23 protein-coding genes and 3 pseudogenes are annotated in these 25211 nt (G+C 40.3%); 8 read left to right on the top strand and 18 right to left on the bottom strand.

Annotated elements, in window-relative coordinates:
- Nucleotides 1-12: 12 nt before the first annotated feature.
- The 7 genes and pseudogenes from VTAP4600_RS22150 to VTAP4600_RS22120 form a co-directional block, all read right to left on the bottom strand.
- Nucleotides 13-926: pseudogene (locus VTAP4600_RS22150) on the bottom strand (type II secretion system F family protein).
- Nucleotides 923-2188, bottom strand: a complete 1266-nt coding sequence (locus VTAP4600_RS22145; RefSeq protein ID WP_102524903.1) for a TadA family conjugal transfer-associated ATPase — start codon at nucleotides 2186-2188, stop codon at nucleotides 923-925. Before VTAP4600_RS22145 ends, VTAP4600_RS22150 begins: the two are co-directional and overlap by 4 nt.
- Nucleotides 2185-3377 (bottom strand): annotated as a pseudogene (locus tag VTAP4600_RS22140) (AAA family ATPase). The gene VTAP4600_RS22145 and the pseudogene VTAP4600_RS22140 overlap by 4 nt, the downstream one beginning before the upstream one ends.
- 2 nt (nucleotides 3378-3379) lie before the next feature.
- Nucleotides 3380-3841, bottom strand: coding sequence for an ATPase (locus VTAP4600_RS22135; protein ID WP_102524902.1), 462 nt, complete (start codon nucleotides 3839-3841; stop codon nucleotides 3380-3382).
- Complete coding sequence (locus VTAP4600_RS22130) at nucleotides 3841-5148, bottom strand: type II and III secretion system protein family protein (protein ID WP_102524901.1); 1308 nt, start codon at nucleotides 5146-5148, stop codon at nucleotides 3841-3843. The genes VTAP4600_RS22135 and VTAP4600_RS22130 overlap by 1 nt, the downstream gene beginning before the upstream one ends.
- A gap of 1 nt (nucleotide 5149) precedes the next feature.
- Complete coding sequence (locus VTAP4600_RS22125) at nucleotides 5150-5926, bottom strand: pilus assembly protein CpaB (RefSeq protein ID WP_102524900.1); 777 nt, start codon at nucleotides 5924-5926, stop codon at nucleotides 5150-5152.
- A gap of 67 nt (nucleotides 5927-5993) precedes the next feature.
- On the bottom strand, nucleotides 5994-6203 hold the full coding sequence (locus tag VTAP4600_RS22120; RefSeq protein WP_102524899.1) for a Flp family type IVb pilin: 210 nt from the start codon (nucleotides 6201-6203) through the stop codon (nucleotides 5994-5996).
- A gap of 212 nt (nucleotides 6204-6415) precedes the next feature.
- Here VTAP4600_RS22120 and VTAP4600_RS22115 point away from each other — a divergent pair, with 212 nt between their 5' ends.
- A complete protein-coding gene (locus VTAP4600_RS22115) occupies nucleotides 6416-6877 on the top strand; it encodes an A24 family peptidase (RefSeq protein WP_102524898.1) in 462 nt (153 codons plus the stop codon).
- A 343-nt stretch (nucleotides 6878-7220) separates the two neighbouring features.
- On the opposite strand, the gene VTAP4600_RS22105 is transcribed toward VTAP4600_RS22115, so the two are convergent.
- The 4 genes from VTAP4600_RS22105 to VTAP4600_RS22090 all read right to left on the bottom strand — a co-directional run bounded on the left by VTAP4600_RS22105 (nucleotide 7221) and on the right by VTAP4600_RS22090 (nucleotide 9314).
- Complete coding sequence (locus tag VTAP4600_RS22105) at nucleotides 7221-7460, bottom strand: RstC protein (RefSeq protein ID WP_102524897.1); 240 nt, start codon at nucleotides 7458-7460, stop codon at nucleotides 7221-7223.
- Between the two features lie 69 nt (nucleotides 7461-7529).
- A complete protein-coding gene (locus VTAP4600_RS22100; RefSeq protein ID WP_102524896.1) occupies nucleotides 7530-7883 on the bottom strand; it encodes a hypothetical protein in 354 nt (117 codons plus the stop codon).
- A complete protein-coding gene (locus VTAP4600_RS22095; protein WP_102524895.1) occupies nucleotides 7880-8161 on the bottom strand; it encodes a single-stranded DNA-binding protein in 282 nt (93 codons plus the stop codon). Before VTAP4600_RS22095 ends, VTAP4600_RS22100 begins: the two co-directional genes overlap by 4 nt.
- Before the next feature lie 10 nt (nucleotides 8162-8171).
- Nucleotides 8172-9314 carry a phage/plasmid replication protein, II/X family gene (locus VTAP4600_RS22090; protein ID WP_102524894.1) on the bottom strand — a complete coding sequence of 381 codons (1143 nt, stop codon included), beginning with the start codon at nucleotides 9312-9314 and terminating at the stop codon, nucleotides 8172-8174.
- A 28-nt stretch (nucleotides 9315-9342) separates the two neighbouring features.
- Here VTAP4600_RS22090 and VTAP4600_RS22085 point away from each other — a divergent pair, with 28 nt between their 5' ends.
- Nucleotides 9343-9843, top strand: a complete 501-nt coding sequence (locus VTAP4600_RS22085; RefSeq protein ID WP_102524893.1) for a helix-turn-helix domain-containing protein — start codon at nucleotides 9343-9345, stop codon at nucleotides 9841-9843.
- A gap of 817 nt (nucleotides 9844-10660) precedes the next feature.
- Here VTAP4600_RS22085 and VTAP4600_RS22080 read toward each other — a convergent pair.
- The 3 genes from VTAP4600_RS22080 to VTAP4600_RS22070 are packed head-to-tail and all read right to left on the bottom strand — an operon-like array spanning nucleotide 10661 to nucleotide 12792.
- Nucleotides 10661-11272, bottom strand: a complete 612-nt coding sequence (locus tag VTAP4600_RS22080) for a DNA-binding protein (RefSeq protein ID WP_102524892.1) — start codon at nucleotides 11270-11272, stop codon at nucleotides 10661-10663.
- Complete coding sequence (locus VTAP4600_RS22075) at nucleotides 11259-11489, bottom strand: RNA-binding protein (protein WP_102524891.1); 231 nt, start codon at nucleotides 11487-11489, stop codon at nucleotides 11259-11261. The genes VTAP4600_RS22080 and VTAP4600_RS22075 overlap by 14 nt, the downstream gene beginning before the upstream one ends.
- A gap of 4 nt (nucleotides 11490-11493) precedes the next feature.
- A complete protein-coding gene (locus tag VTAP4600_RS22070; RefSeq protein ID WP_102524890.1) occupies nucleotides 11494-12792 on the bottom strand; it encodes a replication initiation factor domain-containing protein in 1299 nt (432 codons plus the stop codon).
- A gap of 137 nt (nucleotides 12793-12929) precedes the next feature.
- Between VTAP4600_RS22070 and VTAP4600_RS22065 the strand changes: the two genes are divergently transcribed.
- Nucleotides 12930-13121, top strand: coding sequence for a hypothetical protein (locus VTAP4600_RS22065; protein ID WP_102524889.1), 192 nt, complete (start codon nucleotides 12930-12932; stop codon nucleotides 13119-13121).
- A gap of 463 nt (nucleotides 13122-13584) precedes the next feature.
- Here the strand turns inward: VTAP4600_RS22065 and VTAP4600_RS22060 are convergent.
- The 4 genes and pseudogenes from VTAP4600_RS22060 to VTAP4600_RS22045 form a co-directional block, all read right to left on the bottom strand.
- Nucleotides 13585-14154: pseudogene (locus tag VTAP4600_RS22060) on the bottom strand (LysR family transcriptional regulator); the annotation flags it as partial.
- Between the two features lie 554 nt (nucleotides 14155-14708).
- Nucleotides 14709-17720 (bottom strand): M6 family metalloprotease domain-containing protein, encoded by a 3012-nt coding sequence (locus VTAP4600_RS22055; protein WP_231898007.1) that lies wholly within the window; start codon nucleotides 17718-17720, stop codon nucleotides 14709-14711.
- 520 nt (nucleotides 17721-18240) lie between these two features.
- Nucleotides 18241-18912, bottom strand: a complete 672-nt coding sequence (locus VTAP4600_RS22050; protein ID WP_102525493.1) for an RES family NAD+ phosphorylase — start codon at nucleotides 18910-18912, stop codon at nucleotides 18241-18243.
- On the bottom strand, nucleotides 18909-19310 hold the full coding sequence (locus VTAP4600_RS22045; protein ID WP_102524888.1) for an MbcA/ParS/Xre antitoxin family protein: 402 nt from the start codon (nucleotides 19308-19310) through the stop codon (nucleotides 18909-18911). The genes VTAP4600_RS22050 and VTAP4600_RS22045 overlap by 4 nt, the downstream gene beginning before the upstream one ends.
- A 215-nt stretch (nucleotides 19311-19525) precedes the next feature.
- Here VTAP4600_RS22045 and VTAP4600_RS25835 point away from each other — a divergent pair, with 215 nt between their 5' ends.
- The 5 genes from VTAP4600_RS25835 (at nucleotide 19526) to VTAP4600_RS22025 (ending at nucleotide 25106) form a co-directional block, all read left to right on the top strand.
- The gene (locus VTAP4600_RS25835) at nucleotides 19526-19669 is read left to right on the top strand and encodes a glycyl radical enzyme domain-containing protein (protein ID WP_145958623.1); all 144 of its coding nucleotides are present in this window, start codon (nucleotides 19526-19528) and stop codon (nucleotides 19667-19669) included.
- A 267-nt stretch (nucleotides 19670-19936) separates the two neighbouring features.
- Nucleotides 19937-21643 (top strand): SgrR family transcriptional regulator, encoded by a 1707-nt coding sequence (locus tag VTAP4600_RS22040; protein ID WP_172443206.1) that lies wholly within the window; start codon nucleotides 19937-19939, stop codon nucleotides 21641-21643.
- 102 nt (nucleotides 21644-21745) lie between these two features.
- Nucleotides 21746-22357, top strand: a complete 612-nt coding sequence (locus VTAP4600_RS22035) for an outer membrane protein (protein WP_102524886.1) — start codon at nucleotides 21746-21748, stop codon at nucleotides 22355-22357.
- A 265-nt stretch (nucleotides 22358-22622) separates the two neighbouring features.
- A complete protein-coding gene (locus VTAP4600_RS22030) occupies nucleotides 22623-24188 on the top strand; it encodes a YjjI family glycine radical enzyme (protein ID WP_102524885.1) in 1566 nt (521 codons plus the stop codon).
- Nucleotides 24189-24245: 57 nt separating this feature from the next.
- Nucleotides 24246-25106 (top strand): YjjW family glycine radical enzyme activase, encoded by an 861-nt coding sequence (locus VTAP4600_RS22025; RefSeq protein ID WP_231898005.1) that lies wholly within the window; start codon nucleotides 24246-24248, stop codon nucleotides 25104-25106.
- Nucleotides 25107-25211 lie beyond the last annotated feature (105 nt).

The raw sequence follows: 25211 nt of genomic DNA, 5'->3' as shown, positions 1-25211 counted from the left end.
ATTGATAGCTCATTATTCAACCCCTCGTAAGATCAGCCAAATACAGAAAAACCCGACAAATTCGCTTACTAATACATAATAAAAAATAGGCTTACCTGCCGCTTCAAACATAACAAAACTGTAATTCTCTGGACTGGTGAACTTCAAGATCACGAGAAATATAATCGGCAAACAAGCTATAATTTTTGCAGATGCACGTGCCTCCGATGTTAGCGCGTTCTTTTTCTTTTCAACGGCTCGCGAGTCGAACATCAATCGGTTAATTTTATTAATAACATCTTTTAATTGCCCCCCCGATTTAGATTTATTCGTATTGTTGAAGCAAAGAAAAAATATTCTAAATATGGAAATGTTGTGCTACTTCTTTCAAGTACGTCATCTGGATCTTCGCCAATCAACAATCGTTCGGCCATAAATTTGAATTCTTTACCAACGTCATTATCAAGTTGATTGCCTACATATTCAAATGCATGAATAATACTCTGACCTGATGAAATTGCGCCACTAAGAATATTCAATGCATCAGGGAAGTTGTTTTTAAAACGATCTATTTGTCTTTTTTGCAATTTCACATAGAAGACAAAAAAGAGGATAGGTTCCAATATCAGTAAACAAACCAAATAGTCTTGCTGTAAAAAAAACTCATTTATCGCGTAGATAGCTGAAGACGTTATAGACAAGAACAGAATCAATTTCAGTGAAATATTGGGTTGAAAAACCTTAATCACTTTCTTGTAGCTCTTGCGAATACGCGCCTTATAATTTTTTTCGAATTGTTGGGAGTCGATAACAGAGCGAACCCCCTTTACGCCTTCGAATTCGGCTTCCATCGCAATGAGCTTGTTCAATTTTTTATTCTGGCTTGAACGGTTATAGAGAAAATAGAGCAGTAAAGCCCCCCAAGAGCCAATGAGTATCATCATCATGCGAAAATCTCCCTAACCGTTTGTTCAAGGCCGAAGAACTTTGCACGTTCGTAAATTACGGACCTCGTAGACAAACCAGGGCTTCTAAATTCGCCGTCAATTTTTCCGTCTTTGAAGTCAGAGCTGGCCTCGTAACGGAATATGTCTTCCATTACAACGCTATCCCCTTCCATACCGATGATCTCGGAGATATACATCACTTTACGACTGCCATCGTGCAGACGTTTTACCTGAACGATGAGATCAACTGCACTTACAATTGTTCTTCTTATCGCTGATATCGGTAAGCTCGCTGTAGCCATCATGACCATGCTTTCCGTACGAGCAATGGCATCTCGAGGGGTATTAGCGTGCAAAGTAGACATTGACCCATCATGACCGGTGTTCATGGCTTGCAGCATCTCAAACGCTTCCCCGCCACGACACTCTCCAACAATGATACGGTCCGGACGCATACGTAATGCGTTAATGACCAAATCTCTTGCGGTAATCTCTCCTGTCCCTTCAACACTCGCTTGTCGAGTCTCGAGCCTAACGATATGAGGTTTTTGTAGTTGTAATTCGGCGGCATCTTCAATGGTGACGATACGTTCAGTTTCACCTATAAAGCCTGAAAGTGCGTTCAATAAGGTGGTTTTTCCTGACCCCGTTCCTCCAGAAATCAAGATATTGCATTTGCAATGACTCGCGATTGAAAGCAACTTTGCCATTTCTACTGACATGGCCCCAAACTCAGCTAGGTTTTCTAATTTAATCTTTTGTTCTTTAAACTTACGGATCGATATAGACGTGCCATCAATCGCTAGCGGAGGTATGACGATATTGACACGACTTCCGTCCATCAGTCGCGCATCACAAAGCGGCTTTGATTCATCAATCCGACGACCAACATTCGATGCTATTCGCTTGGCTATCGTGTTCAGTTGTTTTTCATTTACAAACTGAATTGGGGACTGCTCGACCTTTCCGTTAATCTCAACAAAAATATCAGATGGCCCGTTAATCATAATGTCCGATATGTCATCATTATCGACTAACGTTTGCAGGGGCCCTAAGCCTTTCAATTCATCCAATAGTGCTTTAACAAGATCAACTCGTTTTAAAGAGCTTACTTGAAGTTGTTTTTTGTCGATCAGTATATTGACAGAGTCTTTAAGCTGCTCCTCCAATTCTTGATTACTAATCTCAACCAAGGTCGCAGCGTCCAATGCATCGAATATCTCGTCACGAAGCTGAATATATATTTCTTTTAACTGATTCATTTTCTAAACAATCTAAAACGTGATTTAGTTTTAATTTTTTTACCAGTGAGCGTCGCTACCATGCTTAAAACAGCAGGTGACGATTTTGATTTCAACAGCTCACTAATCCCTCGTTGAACCAGCATTTTTTCTAACGACGGCTCATACATAAAATCGAAACTATCTTTTACTCGTATTCGTTCTTTGGCATTCGCTAACGTCACCATAAAATCTTTCGCCGGCCTATTAAGATTAAAAATTATTTGATGTTCGCATTTGCCAATTTTTTTCTTCAATGAATTGTAAGAACGAAGCGACGATACAGAGGGCTCGCACACGATGAAGATACGATGATATTTGTCTGATAATTCTTGGTCGTGCATTTCTTCGTAACACGAAAGCGGTGCTGAATCGATTATAAAGTTATACTTATCAACCAGTTGACTTGATATATTATACAATGTTGATGCATGATCGGACAAACAGGCAATATTTTTCTCTAGTACAAGGTAATCCAGTTTTTCTTGCGCACTATGCACGTATGTTTTCGCAATAGCGCTATCAATATCTATCTGATTTAAATCAATGCTATTGTGTTTTGCTTTAAGCCCTTTCACACCAATATAGATATCACTGTTCATCGCACCAGAGTCATGATCAACTAAAAGTGTCTTTAAGTTCGCTTGTTCAGATAAGGAATGGGCCAACACAGAGCTGATACATGAAACTCCGATTCCACCTTTTGTTCCGAGCACCAAAATTCGCTTTGCTACTCGGGTTTTTTGACCGTATTTTCACCGCCCTGCGATGATCGTATGGCCGCAAGTAAGGCATCTAATTCTGGGTCCCACAGTACGTATGTTGCACCTAATGAATGCACTTGGTTACGTAATTTTATTGAATCAACATCACATAGAACAAGTAATGAGATATCCACATCTAACCGAGTCGAAATCTCTGATACTTGGTCGACAACATCCGAAGCACTCCTAAGATCAAGTATTACCTGATTCAACTTCACACCTGAATGATTCCACGAACTATCAGAGTCGATATCTGAAACATCAATTGGTTTCGCGAATCCCTCTATCGCATACAAGTCATTAATTGATTCTGTGAGTGCCATATCATCAGAGACGATTAGATCTGTAGACTCAGTAGTCGATTTCATTTTAGAAGACGAGTTGCGAAATAGGATATCTAAGTCCATAGCTATTGAGCCTTCTTTATTGGGTTGACTAAACTGATATTTCGATTGTGCTCCACGCTACACCCGAATTGATATTCTTCTCGATGCGAGAACGTTATGACGCCACAATCGCTACTTTGAATACGTACGTATCGCCCAATAATGAAAATATTTTTCCCTTGCCCGTCTTTGGCCAGTTCTATTTTGTATCTATCTTTACTTATGCCAATTGATTTGAACCTATCGCGGAGCTTGGCTACAAATTCACTTGAATTTGGTTTGTATTGCACGAGAAATGTAGATTTTGACTCTCTTTTGTTTAGTTCACGGATAAATTCCACTGACCGGGATACCGCATCAGCCCCCTCCGTTTTATCAAATTCTAAACGCTCTTCTAATTGATCGATAACACTTGAGTTTGTTGCATCGACTTGAGAGCATCCGACATTAAATAATGTGAATAAGAAAACAAGCATCCATCTCATTAATTAAACCCTCCTTTACTGATTGTATTTTCCAATTCCGGTTCATTAAGTTCAGATAGATCCAGTTTGAGCAATCTCTCCAGATCACTCGTACGTCTAAAGCTCGGTAACTTAACTTGTTCAGGTTCTACGGGATCAACCAGGTTGACTGTTGCAACAATAATCAATTCCGTTTTAGATCGATTGGTTGATGTGTGGCTAAATAAAGCACCTAAGACTGGGATCTTAGTTAACGACTCCCGTTCTTCTGAGGTCAATAGACCTGCTAGAACGAAGCTTTGCCCATCTTTTAAATGGACGGTTGTTTGAGCCCGACGAGTTCTTAATGAAGGAACAGAAATGAGACCGGTCGTTGTTTTATTCGATTCATCAATAGAACTGACTTCAGGGAGCAAGGTAAGTCGAATATTTTCTGTGTCTGTCACTTTAGCGACCATGGCTAATTTGACGCCATACTCTTTATAAGTAATGGTGATGCCGTCTTCATCTCGTACTGCTATCGGTATTTCGCCACCAGCAAGAAAGCTCGCTTGTTCACCTGAGATAACAGACAAATTTGGCTCTGCCAATACTCGCCCGATTTTATCGTCACCACTTGCGGAAATGACAGCTACGATATCTTGCGCAGTAAAATCTAGTAACTTGTTAACAAAAGTACCTGGTTCTCCACTGTCGCTGTAAGTAACCCCAAGCTCAGTAAGAAAGGTGCTTGAAACTTCGGCAACGGTAAGCTTTACATTAATCTGTTCAGTGGTCAGAACCTTTAAGTTATTGATTACTTGCTCGTAGGTGTACTGTGTTGTGTAATTAAGTTCATCAATCGCCTCACCGTCCGCATCTTTTAGCTCATAGGTATTACGACGACGGTCTTTTTGAAGCATTTCCCCAACAAGGCGATAAATCTTTTGTTTGATTTCCTCGCTACCAACAATGCCGTCTAATACCACTTGGTCACCAACATTTGACACTGTTACATTTTCATCAGGGAAACGGGCGATTAAAGTCTGCTTCAATAATCTGAGGCTTTTATTTACCACTAATTCTGCATTGTAGATTTCATTGCCACCTCGATCATAAACGATCACAGAGGTTGTTCCTTGACCGACGCCGTAAACGACAACTTTATTATCATCAATGATTTTATAATCCGCTATCTGTTGATTAGCGACAAATACTGTTGATATTTGTCTTTTTAAATTTATTGTCTTTGCCGCACCCTGATCCAAATTCATGAGTTCAGAGGCAAGTAATGGACACGACAAAATCCCACATAGAAATAATGCTAGTCGGTTTTTCTTTGAATTCATGTTATTCTTTTCCACGTAATTCCCGAACACCAAACTGATTTTCTAATAAGTCGCTGCTTCGGATAGATAAATAACGATTTTCTATTTCAGATGGAATAATATTCACATCACCAATTTTCTGAGCCATCTCAAGCTTTAGTACATCTCGCATCTTCAAAGCGATAACTAAGCTGTATGTTTTATCTTCGGCATCTTCTGCGTCGCTATCTTCACTGCCTTTTATTACTTGAAGAACTCGTGCACCACTAATGATTACTTTGCTGATTAGATCACCGATATCACCATATCCAGTTTCCAATAAATTAGATGTAGAAGAAGTGGTTGAAACAAAGCTAACTTTTTCACCGGTGTTTAACGCCGAGATCTGAACAACTCCGATACCATTAACTTCATAAAAATAAGGTAGCTCACCTTTTTTTAATGACAAGAGGATATAATCCCTATCACCCGGATTCGAAATCATTCCTTGTGTTAATAATGTCCCAGCCACCAGATCTTTTTTAAAAATTGCCCCTGGTTTCACTACCAGCTCTTCAGGTGGAGTGTATTGAAAACCACTTAAATCGGATTGATTTAGCTGCTTTTCAGAGAATAAAAATGCTTCAACTGTTTGCGATCGTTCAACCTTTATACTGGTAACATAAACTGCAAACGTTGGTTCCTGATCGACAACATATTCTGATGACTCGTCTTCATGTGAGATATAATTCATATTTATATATATGAGTGTCGAGAAAATGGAAAAAGCGACAAGAAGAAGAATAACTACTCGATTCATAGTAAACCTAAAATACGGATAAAATAGGGGCAACAGCCCCTTATGTTATTAATCAGACGGATCTAGATTAGCTACCAGTAGCGTCGGTTAGGTTTTTTGTAACAGCGGTAAGTGCACCTGTAATAGCATTTTTTAACGCATCCGTTTGAAATGCAGCAAGAACTAACGCAGACATAACAACAGCAATAATTGCATATTCAACAGCGGTAACACCACGAACGTCATCTTCAAATTTCATTTTAAGTTCAGCTAGCTTTGCTAAAGTTTGATAGTACATAATAATCCTCTAAAGTTCCTTTTGCCTAATGGCTTAATATTGATTGTGCGTGCCAAAAGTTACCTGAATACTAACTCCCATTCCAATCAATAATTATTATGATCGTATAACATCAACTTATCACAAGCATCATAAAATATATTTATACTCCTATAAAAAACTCTACTGACTATTGTATTGATCTTCACTATCTCTATGGATAAAGTACTTGTATGAATATAGAATATTTTTTCGAAACCTTACTTATATCACTAAATTTTGTGATCTTTATTTTGGTTTGTATTTATGATGGAAAGTATAGAATAACCCCCAATAGATTATGCAAAGTGGCACTGGTTACAAACGTAGCGATCGCGCTAATAAACGGCCATTTATCCTACTCCATTACAATTATGTTTATAACTTTCATTATTTTAATTGTACTTTGGTTCTTAGGTGTTTTCGGGGCCGGAGACGTTAAGCTACTATGTTCGTTAATACTGGGAATACACCCTAGCTTAGTTACATTAACGTTGGTCACTATAGGGATGTTTGGGGGGATTCAACTGATAATAATGTTTATTTTAAGCAGATGGAATGAGAAATGCGCCTTAACAAAAGGCATTCCTTATGGAATACCTATTGCTTCAAGTTGTTTTTTGTTTAGTACTATGTCTATTTACTTATTTAGCTAAATAAAATTTGGTCATTCTTACAATGATCAATACTATTTATCTCAAATATTTCTTGTATCCTTTCCTTAATCCCTAGTATTTCCAACTCTTGTGATATTTCATCACTACACCACACGTACATATTAACTTTCTGACGTAATGTTATTTTTTGACAATCATTATGTCTAACCGACCATTCAGGAAAAATTAAAATCGTTCCATTCGTTTCTAGTTCATTTTTCAATAATCGCGATGAATTGGTACTAACCCAACTAGATACGTGCGAGGGGTCAATGTTGTAGTCATTTAGCAATTCTTGAACATAAGACTAATAATGCGCACTAAAGCCATGAAAGGAATCAAATTAGACTTTTGATTCATCAGTTTTGAGTTTTGATTCTGCTCGTTCTTGGGCTTTGATTTGTGGGTAAATACGCATGAAGCTCAGCATACCTTGTAAATTCACAATTTCATCATGCATATGATCTTGTAAATTGAAAGCAATCTCTTTTGGACAGCAACCTGTACCTAAAAATACCGAGATATTTGAAATCTCATTAATCTTCACTTCTAGGTCAGTTAACGTGTATTCTTTAACGGTCATAATCAACTCCAGTTTAGTTGGTTGTGGTAAAAAGCCCGTAACTGTTGATGCAGATACGGGCTTTGCTATTTAGCGGTTAAGGTGACCCGCTCTAAATGGATTGTCGGATGGTAAAGACATTCGCTCTTGAAACACATCAGGGCCAATCACAATAATCTGACTACCAAGGTCGAAAGCGGCAACAATAATCGCTAGATTATCCAGTTCTAAATTCTGCAAAACTTTAAGCGCTCTCGTATAACGATTAAAGCGAATCGCTGCGTCTGGCAATCGACACCACTTCTTACTGATGACATGAGCACCGTCTTTGTACTTGAAAAGAAAATCATCACATTCAGGGTTGTGAATTAACCAGCCATGAAAGTTAGCATTTTCAGGTAATCTAGCGTCTTTTTTGATTTGCTCAGGGGTTGGAATACTCATAGTTCAGGCTCCATTGGGACAATCATTTTACCGTATTTTTTCAATTCAACCGTATTGAAGTGATTGACGATGTATGACGAAGCATGAAACGTATAAAGCCCCGCTTGATATGGTGGCTGACCTTCTTCTAATTGAACCTTGGTCAATGTCGGAAACCGACCTTCTAAAAATACATACGCGTCTTGCTCGTAAATCGTGCGCGGTGGTTTTCCATCTTTGCCCGGCATGGTTCTTGGTGTTGATTTAATGTCTTCTTTAAAAATTTCTATTTTTAACATGGTGATAGCCCTATGCGTATGCTTTGAAAGGTAAAATGTTGGTTTCTGCGACTACTGGCATTTTGTACCAAGGCGGTATTTCAAGTGGTTTAACTTCAATGATTTCAGAGCGTTTGAGTGTTGGGCACATGCGGCTCACATCGAATTTCTGTCCAATATCAATGCCTATCGTTTTAAGTCGGGCTTTGTGTACGTAAAAATTGGAAAGTGACAAGATGTCTCTTAAGTCAGTACCGTATTGCCACATGGTAAAATAACTCATAGTTACATTTGCTTTACGCAAGGTATCAACAGAGCCAGCAGCTAAAAGCTGGTGAGCAATGGATTGGTGTTCGTCGTGTGATATTTGTATGGTTTTCATGGCGTTCTCGATGTCTTGTAGGTGGTGGTAGAAATCTTGTTCGGTTACGTTGCCGTAGAACTGTAGGTTGTGTCGTTTCAATAATAGTTGTCTTAGGCTGTGTTCTTCACGTACAACGCCGAATGATTCGCAATATTCAATTAATCTGGTGACATACTCCAAAACCTCTGGTGCTACACCTCCTTTTCTTTTTTGTGCTTTTAATAAGTTTCGTTGTAATTCAACGGCTTTTCTATATAGCTTATCCATTTGCCAATTTGACCCTTCAGACCAATTGCATGTATTGCCATCCGGATAAAGCTTTGGTTTTCGACCTCGGCCTATCTGCATAGAAGAAAGACCACGAATAAAAGACTGTTCCATGCCCTTGCCTACTGCATGATTTCGAGTCCAGTCAATCAGTGTGATTTCAGCGCCGTTACCAATCAAAGATGATGCTTTGTTATCTGCGGATTGACGGTGCTTAAATCGTGTATTTTTAGTGAAAGGCGGTAAGCCACAAGAAGCTAATACATGGTTATAAACAGCAACACAATCATCCAATTTCTCTAGGCCAAAAAGGTTATCTACTCGTTGCCAGCGAGATGGATTCCCCTCGACACGAACACGAGTACCGTCACATCGAATGGTCAGCTTAGTACTGAATGAACCCTCTAGAACTTTTTGATTTACTGACGGTGGTAGCTTTTCACCTGTTTCTAATTCCACTCGTTCAATGACATGACGACCCACGAGAGGTAAGTTCCCCTCATGGTGATCTTGTTGCATGAAAAGTTGGTCAATAAAGAACAAATGGAAACCCTGTCAATAGCCCTGTAGTGTGAATAAAATTAACCCTAAAGAATCAATTTATCCGATAGGGTTAATGTATAGGGTTATAATTAACCCTACAAGAACAATTGGAGGGAATATTGTGTCTATAGGTGAAAATTTAAAGCGAATAAGGCGAGATAAAAACTGGACGCAAGGTCAATTGGCTAATAATTGCGGAATAAGATTGGGGCAAATATCCAAAGTAGAGCGAGGCGATACAGACCCCAAGCTTAGCACTATATATGCACTAATGAATGCATTGGAATGCACGCCAAACGCACTACTATCTGATACGGAAAAAACCAACCTAGATGGTCTATTGACAATTGCTTTAGAAAGAATGCAAAAACTCCCAGAACGAGATAAAAACATTCTATTGGAAATCATCGATAAATATTGCATAGCTAAAAGTATGCAAGACATCATTGAAAATGAAGATGGAAAAATTTTTGGATTTAGACATTTCGCTGGAAGAACACAAGAAATGGCAAAAAAAGACATCGATTAACGACGAGGAATTCCTGAATTCAGGAGTTAGTTGGGGTGTAACAGTAACCCCAACTCAATTTGGTGAAATTTTGACCAAGCCAAAAACATTCAAAAAACGGTCGGGTTCAGAAACAAATGATCGCGAATAGAAAAGTAAACGCCATTTAATTTGGAGCCCTTCCCCGTCGAAACGGGGCCCCTTCCCAAATATAAATGGCCTCTCCTATTTCCTTCTCACCGTCCTTGCTCAGTTTTCGCCGTCCTTGTTCGTCGTCAGTCGTCGAGTCTGTATTGTTGGTAAAATCGTAGGGTTGCAGTAGCAAAACGCCCCTTTGGTGCTGTGAGGCTCTGCAAGGGTGGTTCTAGCAATGAGAAAGGAAGTTTATCGCGGTGTCTTAACTTGGGGGCGCTTTGCGCGTATCGGGCAGTCTGGCCAGAACGACCATAATAGTCTTGCGTAATGCCCTTATCCCTATCGGGTCTGTGCGGAAAGTATGTCATCCATTCACTAATTCGGTTCTTAATGCGCATTGTACGATTTATATTAAAAGAGCCTAACGGCTGCCGCCAGTGCTTCGCAATGGTACTGACGGCCACGCTTTAAACATAAATCAGTGTATATAATGCGCACTAAGAGACTTAAGGGAGTCAGTAAGGCAGAACCACCCAACAAAGCCTAACTAAGCTTTAAAAGCGCATAGAGGAATGCTGATATTAAATTTATCCATTAACACAACTACTGATTTTCGGACAATAAAAAAGGCGCCCCCAAAAAGTATGGAGAGCACCTCAAATCAATATTGAATTTTGAGCAATCAAAAATAGAAAATGATTACTCAATTATTAGAATCAATAGCAGAAAGCTGGCATTGCAAAGATAACAGAAAGTCAGACCTATCTTGATAAAGTCTCAATTCAAAATTACAGATTCTACGAGCCTGCGAGGCTGCGACACCAAATTTATCCCCAATTTCAACAAAGCTTAAACCGTAATCCCGCAATTGCCGCATCAATTCAACATCATCAGCTGTATATTTCGTCCTATGATGCGAATCGGAAATTTTAGCGTAAGAAACCCCCAACCTACTGGCTCTATATTTAACCGAACCAAGATTGCGCCCCAATGCAGTTGCGACCTCACGAAAAGACATAGAAGCTTGATTAGCAATAATAAACTTATCTTCTTGAGCTGTATAACGTGTTTTAAGATAAGTCGGCTTATAAGACATAAAACCATCACGAGCAAGCTTCTTAACGCGAGCAATTATAGACCCCCTAGAACGCCCCAAAGCACCAGAAACCTCAGCAATAGGAATTTGCTGGTAATTCTCCATAAGAAAACTATCCTCAGCATGAGAGTAAGGCTGGTAACCTGCACGAATCGCCCCATTTCTACCAACCCGCTGAAAATCCTCGAAAGAGTATGGAATAAATTCAACACGATTCATAAGCCTTAGCCGCTCCAAGTAATACATCACAAGGAATGCGCACAAATGGCAAGCCTTGGTCGTCATTCAAATAGACAAGAAGATGAGTCTCATCACCACGCTTAACAAAAGCCGTCTTATAACTTGGCCTTGTTAGTTGAAGCAGTTGAATCGGTGTAAAATGCGATACACCAGAATCCGATTCTGGATTGTAATGTTGGATAGCTGAATGGGACATAGTATTACTCCAAGGAATTAATCAGCGTTTGGTGAGCTGATGGAAAAGAAAGAGAACTGTCATCCCGAACAAGGCTAGACACTACTTTTTGCAAATCGCCCTTGTAGAAGATGAGTAACGAATTAACTAAGCGGCCATACTGCTTTTTTGCGTGACGACAAGCCGAAATCAAATCACAAGCAACCCGCTTTTTTAATGAGGTCATGGCCTTAACAGGCTCAACCGATATAGGAAGAATCGACGCAGCGTAACTATTCAAGCCAACAAAATACCCAACTGGATTGAGCAAAACATCAACGGTAAACTTTTTGAGTTCAACTTCAGACCGATACCAAGTAAAGCCGTCTTTATCGATACCACGCTCAAGCTTTTTGTTGTACACACGCCAATAGACCAGGGACTGACGAGAGCCAAAGAAACGAGCCTCACGAAGAAATATCTTTTTGCCATCTTTGAAATCAACACGGTCACCATTATCCATGACAGGACTGCGACCACGAGCGCGAGAAAACCCCCCATCGAGTAACGCTTTTTCAGCCGCTTCACACGTCCAAACACCGTCAAAATCATCCGCAGCCAAATCAATGCGCGAAAGCAAGCTCACACCAAGAACGTTAGCTAACCAGTGATGAACAAACTCACGGGAACGATTAGAAAACAGATGCTTACACCCCGCCCCTGATATGGAAAAATGAATTGTGTCTCGATTTCCGCCAATCCCCACGCGACCTAATAACTCTTCACCGTCTTCGGAGAACAACAGGAAGGAATCATCATAGAAATTGAACACACGACCCGTTAATGGACCGAAAGCAAAACCAAGGATTCGTTGAATGAAAATACGAACAACTTGCTCCAGATATTCGCCGTACATCGAGTGATGGAAGTTTTGAACTGACTCCACATCCGCAGCAGAACGGGCACAAATCGTAGGCAAAATAGGCGGAGTAGGAAAAGGAATGCCAGAGAAGTCCCCACCCTTGGAGCAGTGACGAAAATCAGCCAGCTTCACCGTGAACGCTAACCAATCGATAATCACCGGAGAAGAAGCGTAACCCTCGATAGAGTTGGACATATCGGGATAGGTCGGAATCAGTTCAGGATTCTTAGCTTCAATTTTTGAGCGGTAGGCATTGGGCTTGGAGTAATGCGCGTAAGAACGTCGAGCATGAATTTGCTCAGCATCAACAGGGAACTGACGAACCACACCAGAACGGCAAAACGGACAGCAACAGGCCGTTGGTGATTCGTACACTTGCCCACAGTCCGAACAAGCAAAACTTTTTGTTGATATATTTCCCATAAAACGCCCGTAGCCATGCATACAATGTTATTTTAATAGGAAGATAACCGCTAAATATGCATGTATGCAAGCATTTCCATGAATTAAGTATCTTTGCATACTAAAATACATAGATAACATCACGAAACGGTATTCATATGACCAAAAAATACACATCACTAAGAGTTAGTGAATCAACAAAAATGAAACTTGAAAGAGTTGCAATCGATGTAAGCTATGAAACTAAAGAATCTGTAAGATGGACAGATATTGCAAATTTCCTATTTGATGAATATCTAACAGAAGCAAAAAGCGACATGATCCATAAAAAAACAGCCTCAAAAAGTTAACACGGTGGAACTGGAGGGAACTGGAGTAAGACTCGCTAGCGCTCAAACACTGGCGCGTTACACTTGCGAATAGTTGTCGAAATGGATAGTTCGGTGGAAAGTACCCCCGTAATACTAGACGGGGGCTCTGACCTCGCATCGCTCGTTATCGTCGTTGCTCAGTCTTCGCCCTCCTCTTCCTCGCCATGCTTTCAGGCTATAAAGCAAAGCAGCTTTGCAGAAAGGAGGCTATTTTTCTTTGACCGGGTATGTTATCGAAATAACATACCCGCTTTTGTGCTGTTAGGGACGGACGGCCAGAGGCACACCATGAAAGATAGTCATATATGCAGTAGCGCTAAGTATCGAGATGATGAGAGTCTCTTAATGCGCATTGTACGATTTATATTAAAAGAGCCTGACGGCTGCCGTCAGTGCTTCGCAATGGTACTGACGGCCACGCTTTAAACATAAATCAGTGTATAGAAAGTGTATTACAAAAGACAACTCGCTGAGGGTAACAGCCATAAGGGTCTAACATTTTTGAGTGTGCTATAACGTAATGAACAGTATTCAGCTGATAAGATTTTCCATTCTCTTGTGACATTCTGTCCATAGAAAATATGAGATCATAACGACTCGCGTCTAACGATGTATAGCTTGCAAAGCTATTGATGGATAAATCAATGTTATTTAGTAAGCGAAACTCATTGATCACCCTTTCAACCATCTCGGTACAAAAAGACTCTGCTATTGCAATATTAAACTGGTCTCGTAATTCTACTTTTTCTAGATCTTCAAATAACCGTTCGTACATCGACATTGTTTCAGCGGCGTATTCCAACAATACCTTTCCATGCTTTGTGAGAAGAAATCCCTCCTTTCTATCAAAAATACTTGCCCCTATCGTACTTTCAATTTTTTTTATATGTTGAGATACCGCAGGCTGTGTCATAAATAGAGACTCGGCTGCAGCCGTAAAACTTTTGTGCTTGGCAACATGTGAAAATGTTCTAAGATACTTGACGTCGATGGATCTATTGACGGTTTTCATGGTGCGAACTACCCCGATGTTGTGTACTCTTATTAATTATTCTTATGCATAAACAACCTCAAAATAACAATAGTGTCATTCAGATACAAAAAAACAATACTTATGCACTCATAAATAATGTTTATATGCACTTCAATCAATACACAGACTCTACCGAAAGCAATCAATTAACAAATCATCATTATTACTTACAATCGACATAGCGAATCAAGTGCGCAGTTACCGGAAGTCACTACAAATGTATCCCTTGCTGCTAATGACTGACAACATAATTATAACGAAGCAGCTAATTTATCCTAATAAAACGTCTTTCCCGCTAAAATTCCATACAGAAATAGTTCATAAAATCAGCTACTGTCTCAAATTTGATGATAGTACATTAGCATTAATTATTTTAACTATGGAAGCAATGCAACACATATAAGCAATTAGATTCACACAAAACATGTTTAGTATCACATGGTGTAATAATAGATATATCGGGTGTAAGTTTTAAAATGGCTCAAAAGGAAATGGCGAAAAAAAAGAGCTATTTACATAGCTCTTTCTCGATGTTAATTAGACTTTATGTGTTTACATAACCTTCCAAATAGGCACAGCATGACGACGATTATCAAAGACGTACTTCCTCCTGAGGAATCATCTTCTTTCGACGTTGTCTTTAGTGTTTTCTTAGGCAAGATTTTAATTTCTATATTTCCTTCCAATTCATCGCCATTGTCTAGTATTACGTAATACTTAATAGAGCTACGCTGTACGTTCTTATATCCGGACAATGCGCGATAAACTAAATGATTACCGACAACGTTAACAATCCCTTGTTTTGGAGATTCGAGTACTTTCAAATGGTGGATTGTTCCGCCAGTACGTGGCGTTATGGTTACCTGATCTCCGTCTGTAATCGACAATGTTTGAGTGTCTAATCGTTTAATTTTCTTTTGCTCAACCAATACCGTAACATACTGTGTCACCTTCGCTCCCTGTTGATCTGTCACTTCAACAGCCACTTTATACTTCTCACCATTTTGTGCGTCGTTCGGAACCGTTATACTTAACGTTTTAGTATTAGCGCCATTCAAAATAACTGGACGTCCTTCACTTAATGACCATCTGATTTGATGCCATTCCGAATCGACATCTGTAATGCTTGATATCAAGAATGTTACTTTTTGCCCAGCTTTAGATACCACAGTCTTCTCATCAATAACAAATATCGGTGGATCATTAACGGGGCTAATATCAATCCTTACGTTCGCATATTCTGTCACATTTCCTTCTTGGTCAACCAACCGATAAGTAAAATCGTCCTGACCAAAAATGTTTGGCGAAGGATAGTAGAAGCCATCCTTTATTGTGCCTTTTATTGGCCGTTTACCTAGTTCGATTGACTGACTATTACTATCGACAATATTAGTATCATTGTTTTTTAAATTGAGTCGAACTGCCGTGTCTTCACTTGTTTCAATAACATCATCAATCGCAGCAACCACATTTTTTATTGGCTGTTCGAATAGAACGGCAAACGGAAAATTCCGGCTAAACCCACGTCTTAACCCATTCGTTTTATACTCAGATAAATGACCAAAAAACTGTTCTTTTCGCCTACCGTCACCTAGGTATGCATCTAGAAATTGTGTTGAATACTCCGGAGTTCCATTCTCAACTTCAAGAACTAACAACTGAGTTCCCTGTTCAAGCTCAATAGGGCTGTCAAACACCATTTGTCCGCCACCTTGAGGTGCGACTCCACGAGATAGTAACCGCGCTTCATCCTCATTGATAAGCGCTTGGCCAAAACGAGACTGATATGGATACGCAATTAGTCGGTAGAACATAGGCAGCGCTACCGTTGTGCTCTTTGCATAAAACTGTACTCCCACTAACTCCATATTCTCTTTTGCCACATCAATGGTGAAACCCAGCACATTTGTATTAGACTGGTAGCTTGGATAAGTTCGTCCAAACGTCGTTACCCAAGACGATTTACGGTCGGTATTTGGAACAAGTAACGAAAAGCTCGCTCTCTGAGTATCACTATTTATGTCGGACAAAGTGATGTGAGTATTTCGTCCATTGGTTACGCTCGTAAGAGAAGGTGTTGAGGTATCAGATAGCAGTGTGACTGCATCTCTTCCAGGAAAAACGTCTCCTGAATCCCCCGATGAGCGGCCACTTTCTAGTAGTCCATCACCATCCGCTTGGAGGATCTGTACCTGCATGGGCCCTGAACTATTAAATTGATTATCAATATTGACAGCGGTAACCAATAACCCTTCTCCACGCAATGCTTCGTCGTATCCAGTTTTACGTCTATTTTCAACGTAAGCTCTAGGTCCAAACTGTTTTAGGTAAGGATCGAGATAAATGACACTTTCTCCTTTTTTAGTTTTCACTTCGATTTGGCCACTTCCAGACAAAATCTGTGGTTCAATAAAACCTGACGCTTCCTTACTCCATGCCAACATGTTAACGGGAGTTTGTCCTGAATATTGATCATCTGGTTTCTTCGCCCAGCTACCACCTCCCATCAATCCCCATTGTCCTATCGAACCGTGATGCTTATATGAATAAAGATCTGGCAACCCCAGCATCAGATGGCCCAGTTCATGGGCGATTACGCCCATCGTTGACTGATGGTCATGTTGGTAATCAGCAAATAAACAATAAGCGCTGATCCGTTTACCATCTATCATCACTGACTTATGACCATATTTATGAGGCCAAATAGTCGGTACTTTATTCGTACCACTGGATTTATCATTCCCTGCAAATATGAACATTACTGAAAGTTCTTGGGGTTCAATACTTCCATCATTATCAATATCATAAAGGGATAGATCAAAGTCGCTATCCAGTTCTTCATATGCTTTAGTAAACACATTGTTTAGCTTACTCTGACACGTGTTATCTGATTTTGAATGGCAGTTGGGGTGAACTACATCTAACGTTACATCTATAACACCATCATTGATGGTCCCTTGATTCTCAATAGCAGGTATAACCTTATAGTTTCCATAACTGTTTTTCAGAAAATAGTCTTGGACACTTTGTTGATTTTCTGAAAATATTATCGATTGAAAATCATTCTCTATCACTTCATCAGAAAAACTCACCTGTACCACCAATAAAGGCTGTTCAGTGAATTCGCTCTTAGGTACTCCCATCCACGGAAACTCACTGCGCATTAACGACTTCTGTTGTTTTTTATTTCCAATAGGACGATGATATGATACTTCTAGGTGCAACGGTTTAATTGGATTATTGTTAGAATTCGACTCTGCCGGTATTATTGAATCGCCTAATGCTAATATACCGGTTGAAATAACAGACTCTTTTTCCATTTGATATTTAGCAAAATACCATTGTTTATTCGAGTGCTGAATATATAAATTACCATCTCGGTCCTGATACCAAAACATATCTTGTGAACCCATCAGTCTTAGCTCTCTAGTACTACCATCACTTAAATGCATGGTATGCCATACCGGAGCTGGCAACGTAGTGGATTGTACTGAAAATGCCGTGATGAGCAACACGATTATTATACTTACTTTATTGAACCTCATTGGGAAAAGTCTCATTATCTGAATGACCTAAATTAATAAGAAATTCATTAGTTGAAAAAAAGGACTTTATCAATGATGCTTTATACCGACCAATTAACTTTTTTACTGAGAGTATAAATAAAACTTATGTTTCATATCATATAAGTTATCTTTATGAGCCTATAATTGTTAATTTCTAACTTTTACTATTTAATAGCATTCCGGCCTGATAACCTACATCTATCAGGCATCCTCGCCAGATTTATTTGTATTTTTTAGAAAGACTATCCTACGATAAGCTATTACCTATAAAATGATATGGAAAAAATCCATGACCTTACCTAATAAACTGTTTAATATTGCGACCGATCCTCTACTGATCCACATCAGTGATTTTTGACGCTGAGTCAAACATTTCCTCTAGAATTAAATCAGAAGATATCGCGATTGAAAACGCTAAGCTAAACGACGACTAGCCTAAGGAGCTAGAAATCGAAAACGAGTCCGCACCCGATTGATGTAGGCCTAGGTTGGGTTGGCATTATAAATTTACTTTACTCACTTTATTCACTTCAGAGACACTTGAGCCGTCCCATATCATTTCAAGTAAATAGCATTGCACAATGTCCAATACAGGTTTTGGAGTGAATAGCGCCCAACAGGTTCCCTTGTCCGATCTTACCGAAGGATACTGCACTCCTTGTATACCTCTCTTTTTAACATCACGGGCCAATTGCTGAGAAGCGCTATAGATATTAGGGTCGAGAATGTCGTTGTCATCATGAGTGACAACATGTAGCGAGTCAGGCGACGAGGTAACCTTTAGACCGCGAAATAGAAACCTATCATATTCCAACCCCTCAACATTCATCCAATACCTTTGCTGGTGATGCTTTACTTCCATGGCTGCAGTTTCTTCATTGGAAGCAATATATAGAGCTCCGAAGAAACCATCATTAAATCGACCTCCCTTTGGGTTTATATGAGTAAACGGCGCAACCGCATAACTCCTATTTCGAGTGCAGTTATACGGAATTTCTTTTGAGTCAATTAACGCTAAATCCCCGACTTCATCCTTTAACCGGGGATTAGTTAATGCTTGCAGTGCATATAAAACCTCGAAATCCTCAGAACTGGCAACATCGTCAAATAATGCGATAGGTGGGTACTTCGTGTTAATTAGGCGGTAACCTTGCAGAGTACGATCACTCATGCCCATAAACCACCTCTGAGAGCATCGATACGCTTGGCTACTTCGTAGAGATCGCCAAAGGTGCCTGAGTTAATGATCTCTAGAGGAGTTCGACCAGCAAAGAAATCGTTGTTGTTTTTCATGTTCATAAACCCACTCACATTTGATGGATTACTGAACACGATACGCAATGCTTGATGAATATTCAGAATGTAGCTCACCCGTTCTAACTGATCATCACTAAGGTTTGCTGATTCGGGAGTGGCCTTAAACTTGTGGTAAGACGATTTTGAGACCTTCATTACATTCTGGCATTGTTGCGCAGAACAGCCCCAAATCGATAGTATATTGTCAGCAGTTCTGAATCCGGCTACTGACATAGCCTTTGAAGTAATCTTACGCTCGCTTGCTAAACTCATGACAAGTCCTCGTGAGGATGATATCACTATAATAGTCCACATATACACTTGTGTAAATTGTACTCAAAAAAGCTGATTCATAGAATTGCCATAACCATTACGCTGTTACGACTTTCCTTCAGCAAGGCCTGCAATCAAACCCTATCTGCTCACTCTTAAATCGAATAGCAGCTTTCAACATGACATCAGGCCGGAAGTCGTGATCTGGTGCTCTAATCATTATTTATCACCGCGTACCTTCCGTAACGAATATTCCTGTTTATCTGGGTAAACTGGATGGCAAGATCATCGGCATGACACCGTTTAGCGAACCAGTCCAGCTGGCGAGCCATTCAAAGTGTTTGGTTGTACAAATGTAAAGATTGATAAAACAGCACAAGAACTGATTGCTTAATAGGCTATCAACTGGCGTTACCTAGTCCTGCTGATAGTTTCTATATTTATTTCGCCCCGTACTTTCTCACTGACGGAGCTTTTCTCTGTAAATTCAACTGATAAAATCACTCTTCTGATTAAGTGTATTTATAAATGAACAGAAGCCATATAAGACTTATAACCTATGCTATTGCAACAAAATATTACAAATGATAGCTTCTTGCGCCCACAACCCGTACTACTGTCACATCATGAACGAATTAAACCTACGCCGAATTAAGCTACTCACCTCAAAATACAGCATTAATACCCCACACGAGACTACACTTGATTTGCTAGAAGAAATATTGATGTGCTCTCGCAGAAATATCTCAAATATCATGCGTAAATTAACAGAAATAAATTGGGTTACATGGTCTCCCTCAGTTGGCCGAAGCAAAACCAGTTCCCTCAGCCTAAATGTCTCACTACGTGACGCTCTTATGCAAACTATGCAGGAAGAGCTCTCTGCGAACAGAACACACTTGATCGTTAAATTACTAGAACGATATCAACAAACAGCACTCGAAGCACTTTCATTGGCAACTGAAGCTAATAACCATTCAGGGAGCCCCTATGAAAGCCTGTTTATCACCGATTACCCCAAAATCAACACTCTAAATCCGCTAACTGCTTTTCGTCACTCAGAGCTACAAATCATTCGCAGCATTTACGATACATTATTAGCCAAAAACGCTAATAGTTCCCTACAACCAAGACTCGCACACGACTGGGCATTTGACGGTAAAGTGCTACAACTTTGGATCAGAAGAGACATCAATACGCACACTGGGCAGCGGCTAAGTACGTTAGATGTTATTGCTAGTTTGGATAATACTCGGCAGGTAAAAGGGCCGGTGCAGTATCTATTCAGCCAAATAAAACAAATGACGCTAGGTTGTAACAACTCTATTTTAATCGAGCTAAATCAGCCCAATCCACTATTCCCTTACGCATTAACCGTACCCTGCTCGGGTATTGCTCTTCCGGAAGAGAAAAAATTCAGTTCTGGATATCGTGTTAATGTAGGTACAGGCCCCTTTAAAGTTAACGATTGGGCTAAGAATAAAATTGTTTTAGAAAAACACGGCAGCTATTTTGGGCAAACAGCCATCCTAAATAGGCTGACTCTTGATCACAAACAAAGCCAGCCATCTGACCGCAAGCCACAAGCTTCAACGACGCATGGAAACCAGCAGATCAACAGCTTTTCTTATATCTGTGGCCAGCACCGAATAAAAAGTCAAATAACACATGACTCACTGAAAGTACTACTGCAATATCTATCGGACTCTAGAAGCAGTTTTACCCTTGGTACACCCGTAAATGGCATGTCATTGACAGAAAACCAATCTAAATTTAACAGTGTGGAACCTCCACGCCTAAACGGACAGGTTGTTATTGCAGAGCCAAAATGGACAATGGATTATCTTCTTCAACTTTCCCGCTGGGTTAAACAACAAATTCAATTAACTGGGGTAGAAGTTCAATCAATTGAGCTTAAAGACGTCAGTAACCCCCGTTCGGTAAAAGATCACGCAGACCTTTTATTAATTGAAGAAGTAATAGAACAACCCAAAAGTTACGGTTACTATGAATGGCTTATTACCTCCTCATGCCCTCGCTTTCTATATAACGATGATCAGTTTAAAAGCTACCTCCACAACATAAGCAATGCAGCAGAATCCAATTCCCCTGATAAAAAAATGCTAGAAATTGAACAAAAATTAACCGAAAAGCACCTTTATACTCCACTTTTTCTCGGTATTAACTTTCAAAATAGCAACACCGACCTAAATGGCGTTTATTTCAATTCAAGGGGATACAATTCCTTTGAAAAGTTATGGGTACAAGAAAGCAAAGAAATTATCACATCACACACAAGGCTATTCCAAACAACCCCGCATTATTTTTTATAGAAATAGGGAAAAACTCATGCAAAGCTGTTCCTGTTAAATGTGATCTTTATCACCATAATACCATCCGTTCTTGAAGCACATATTTAACGGAGAAGCGGTAATATGAAATTAGACAAAAACATCCTCAAATTGGCAACAGTGGCAATGAGCATTATATCTGGTTCAGCTGTTGCTGAAGGCTATGTCGGTTTCGGCGCAGGGCAAGCATCCTTTGGTGACGTAGAGGTTAGTACTCTAGAGGAAAGCAGAAAATTGGCTCTAGACCAAAATTCAATGGCTATACGAGCTTACGCTGGCTATAACTTTAGCCGATACTTTGGCACAGAAGTGGTTGCAGGCAATATTGGCACAATTAGAGTGGATCTCGGCGATGGTAACAAAGCCTCTATCAATTCAATAAAATACATTAGCCTTCAACCAAAAGTTATGTTCCCGCTTTACGATAAATTTAATATCTTCGCTAAGGCGGGTGTAGGATACAGTTTTGTCAATGCTACTGGCTCTAACGACAACGGCTCTATGGCCGTCGATGTCAGTACATTCTCCACAGCTTTTGGTCTAGGGGCGGAATATCTTTTTACGAACAATCTTTCAGTACGCCTTAACTGGGAATATACCAAACCTGTTTATGATATGACCGAAATTGTCAATGAGAAGGTAGATCTAGGATTAGATATTAAGCAAGTCTACGCTGGCATTAACTATCGATTCTAGTCACAAAGCTAGGCATTCGAGCCTTCATTAGACCAATGTAATTGAGTTTAATTCTTCTATTTGAACGCCCCGATGACTTTTCTGACGGGCCTTTTTACTCTTGTTGCCGTATTCGCATAACTTGTACCAATCACAAGTTGTCGTTACCACCCAACCCTCCCATACGGTTTTCCATAAACGACAAAGCGCTTTCTTTGTTTTTCACTTTTGGAAATACACTATACCTTGTACTCTCTTATCCATAAAAGTTATATGGATAATAACCATGACGCTACCAAAATCACTACTCGATATTGCAACAAACCCTACGCTTTCTGCCAAACAAAAAAGCAACCATCTTGCGCAGGAAGCCGATGCGGCCATGCCCTACGTCCCGCTGTCTAAATACGTAAGAGCCGCTATGGATGCGGGCATCATCTGCGATATGTTTGAAGGCAATGCACCATTCAAACCTCGTTACGTATTGCCAGACTACGCCAAATTTCTTCAACAAGGGTCTGAATATTTAGAGCTAGAACCTGCTCGTGATTTAGACGAAGCACTCAATGCGCTGACCATTCTCTATCACCACGTACCTTCCGTAACCAATATTCCTGTTTATCTGGGTCAACTGGATGACGTACTACTGCCTTATGTAAATGACTTAGATGCAAACCAGATTTACAAAAAACTAAAATTGTTTTGGATAATGCTGGATCGCACTCTCCCGGACGCATTTATGCATGTAAACATAGGCCCAACCGATAACATTATTTGTAGAACTATCTTAGCGATAGATGCTGAGTTGAAGCAAATTGCTCCGAATCTAACGTTTATGTACGACCCTGAGCAAACACCAGATGATCTCCTCCGTGTAGCCAATAACAATATTTGCCTAACGGGCAAACCTCATATCGCCAACTTCCCTATTCATGCAAAGGCATTTGATGATAAAGGCTTTGGTATCGTGAGCTGTTACAACTCTCTGCCTTTAGCGGGGGGTGCTAATACGTTGGTACGAATGAACCTAAAAAAAGTAGCGCAGTCCTCTGAGAGCATTAGCCAGTTTTTTGAAAAGTCTTTACCGCATTTTAGTCACTTAGCATTTCAGCTGATCGAGGCCAGAACTCAATTCCTGCATGAACAATCCAATTTTTTTAGCAGCTTCTTAGTGCACGAGTCACTCGTTGAAGAAAAACGATTTGCACCTATGTTTGGTATTTACGGTATGGCAGAAGCGGTTGAGCTGCTGCTTGAAAAAGAAGGCATTAAGGTGACGTATGGCAGCAACGAAGTAGCCAACCAGCTCAGCTATCGCATTTCTGCTGCATTGAGTGATATTGTAATAAACACCCCAGTCACTCACGGTTATAACGGTAGAGCGCTGCTACATGCACAAGGGGGGATCAGCTTAGATCACGAAGTCACTCCAGGGGTACGTATCCGTTACGGCCAAGAACCGGACCCTATTACTCACCTAAAAGCAGTTGCACCTCACCACCAGTATTACACATCAGGGATCAGCGACATCCTAACCATCGATGAAACCGTCAAAGATAACCCTGAAGCCATGTATCAAATTTGCAAAGGCAGCTTAGCGCTTGGCATGCGAGAGTTCACGGCCAACGTCCATTCTAACGACTTGGTTCGCGTTACCGGTTACATGGTCAAATTGTCAGATATCAAGGCATTTAAAGAGAAGGGTTCCAGAGTGAACACGACTGGTTTAGCAGCAGAAGCGGCGCAAAATACGGGAATATTGAATCGAGCACCAAGAGTGATAAGCAATGAACATACACCTTATCAAGCACTCAAAGGGCACCACTCGCTTACTGTAAACAGAGTGAGCTAAGCAGGTATGCCCGCAACAAATACTGCACGGCGAACAACAGAAGCGGTAGTAAGTAAAATACTGCCGTTCTCTTGTGTAGACGGGCCGGGAAACTGGCTGGTCATATTCTTACAAGGATGTAATTACGACTGCAAAACTTGTCATAACCCTAGCACCATTAATCACTGTAATCATTGCGGGGAATGCATGGACACCTGCCCGACCAATGCGATTAGTTGGGTAAAACACGAAACGAAGCCCTTAAAGAAACCAACCATTACTTGGAACGAAGCGCGTTGCATTCAATGTGACCAATGCATTGCAACTTGCCGCTTTCAATCTAGCCCTAAAACTGAGCGATACAGCGTTGACGAATTGCTTGAGGTTGTTCGGCAAAACCATCTATTTTTATCCGGCATCACCATGACAGGCGGCGAGTCCACCTTACAACTCAAGTTCATCATCGAGTTCTTCCGAGCCATTAAAGGCGACAAACAACTCAAACACTTAACCTGTTTTGTAGACAGCAATGGCAGCTTAGGCGTTAATGGGTGGCAAGCGTTAATTCCAGTCATGGATGGTGCGATGATCGACATAAAGTCATGGCAACCAGAAACTCACTTATGGCTAACCAACCGCAATAACCATCGAGTATTCCAGTCGATAACTTTGTTAAACGAACACAATAAGCTCCATGAAATACGTTTGCTCCATGTGCCGGGAAAATCAGACTTCGAACTACATGCCAGCGCACTAAGCCAATACTTGAAAACCTTAAGCCCATTACCCAGAATTAAAATCAATGCATACAGCAATCATGCGGTTGTTGGGCAAGCTAAAAGCTGGCTGAACTGTGCTCAAAGTGACATGCAAAGCCTAGTGACGAAGTTCAAACAACAAGGAATCAAAGACCTTGTCATTCCGTCTGTCTATATCTAACCTCTATCACAACTCGCTTCGACCTAAAGGTAAGCCTTCCATCGAATTCTAGTTGTGAACATCTCCGTTACTGCACGTCCTTTAACATCGGTTTGTCATAGAAAG

This window comes from Vibrio tapetis subsp. tapetis (assembly GCF_900233005.1).
In the GTDB taxonomy this organism is placed as follows: Bacteria; Pseudomonadota; Gammaproteobacteria; order Enterobacterales; family Vibrionaceae; genus Vibrio; species Vibrio tapetis.
The sequence above is the reverse complement of the archived record's forward strand: the minus strand, read 5'-3'. Positions and strand labels throughout refer to the sequence as shown.

What these genes read in the sequence shown, in the direction of transcription:
- VTAP4600_RS22145 (WP_102524903.1), bottom strand. Translation starts at nt 2,188, where the DNA reads ATGAATCAGTTAAAAGAAATATATATTCAGCTTCGTGACGAGATATTC.
- VTAP4600_RS22095 (WP_102524895.1), bottom strand. Translation starts at nt 8,161, where the DNA reads ATGTTAAAAATAGAAATTTTTAAAGAAGACATTAAATCAACACCAAGA.
- VTAP4600_RS22065 (WP_102524889.1), top strand. Translation starts at nt 12,930, where the DNA reads ATGACCAAAAAATACACATCACTAAGAGTTAGTGAATCAACAAAAATG.
- VTAP4600_RS22075 (WP_102524891.1), bottom strand. Translation starts at nt 11,489, where the DNA reads ATGTCCCATTCAGCTATCCAACATTACAATCCAGAATCGGATTCTGGT.
- VTAP4600_RS22030 (WP_102524885.1), top strand. Translation starts at nt 22,623, where the DNA reads ATGACGCTACCAAAATCACTACTCGATATTGCAACAAACCCTACGCTT.
- VTAP4600_RS22035 (WP_102524886.1), top strand. Translation starts at nt 21,746, where the DNA reads ATGAAATTAGACAAAAACATCCTCAAATTGGCAACAGTGGCAATGAGC.
- VTAP4600_RS22080 (WP_102524892.1), bottom strand. Translation starts at nt 11,272, where the DNA reads ATGAATCGTGTTGAATTTATTCCATACTCTTTCGAGGATTTTCAGCGG.
- VTAP4600_RS22125 (WP_102524900.1), bottom strand. Translation starts at nt 5,926, where the DNA reads ATGAATCGAGTAGTTATTCTTCTTCTTGTCGCTTTTTCCATTTTCTCG.
- VTAP4600_RS22130 (WP_102524901.1), bottom strand. Translation starts at nt 5,148, where the DNA reads ATGAATTCAAAGAAAAACCGACTAGCATTATTTCTATGTGGGATTTTG.
- VTAP4600_RS22045 (WP_102524888.1), bottom strand. Translation starts at nt 19,310, where the DNA reads ATGAGTTTAGCAAGCGAGCGTAAGATTACTTCAAAGGCTATGTCAGTA.
- VTAP4600_RS22055 (WP_231898007.1), bottom strand. Translation starts at nt 17,720, where the DNA reads ATGAGGTTCAATAAAGTAAGTATAATAATCGTGTTGCTCATCACGGCA.
- VTAP4600_RS22105 (WP_102524897.1), bottom strand. Translation starts at nt 7,460, where the DNA reads ATGACCGTTAAAGAATACACGTTAACTGACCTAGAAGTGAAGATTAAT.
- VTAP4600_RS22050 (WP_102525493.1), bottom strand. Translation starts at nt 18,912, where the DNA reads ATGAGTGATCGTACTCTGCAAGGTTACCGCCTAATTAACACGAAGTAC.
- VTAP4600_RS22135 (WP_102524902.1), bottom strand. Translation starts at nt 3,841, where the DNA reads ATGAGATGGATGCTTGTTTTCTTATTCACATTATTTAATGTCGGATGC.
- VTAP4600_RS22120 (WP_102524899.1), bottom strand. Translation starts at nt 6,203, where the DNA reads ATGTACTATCAAACTTTAGCAAAGCTAGCTGAACTTAAAATGAAATTT.
- VTAP4600_RS22070 (WP_102524890.1), bottom strand. Translation starts at nt 12,792, where the DNA reads ATGGGAAATATATCAACAAAAAGTTTTGCTTGTTCGGACTGTGGGCAA.
- VTAP4600_RS22100 (WP_102524896.1), bottom strand. Translation starts at nt 7,883, where the DNA reads ATGAGTATTCCAACCCCTGAGCAAATCAAAAAAGACGCTAGATTACCT.
- VTAP4600_RS22040 (WP_172443206.1), top strand. Translation starts at nt 19,937, where the DNA reads ATGAACGAATTAAACCTACGCCGAATTAAGCTACTCACCTCAAAATAC.
- VTAP4600_RS22115 (WP_102524898.1), top strand. Translation starts at nt 6,416, where the DNA reads ATGAATATAGAATATTTTTTCGAAACCTTACTTATATCACTAAATTTT.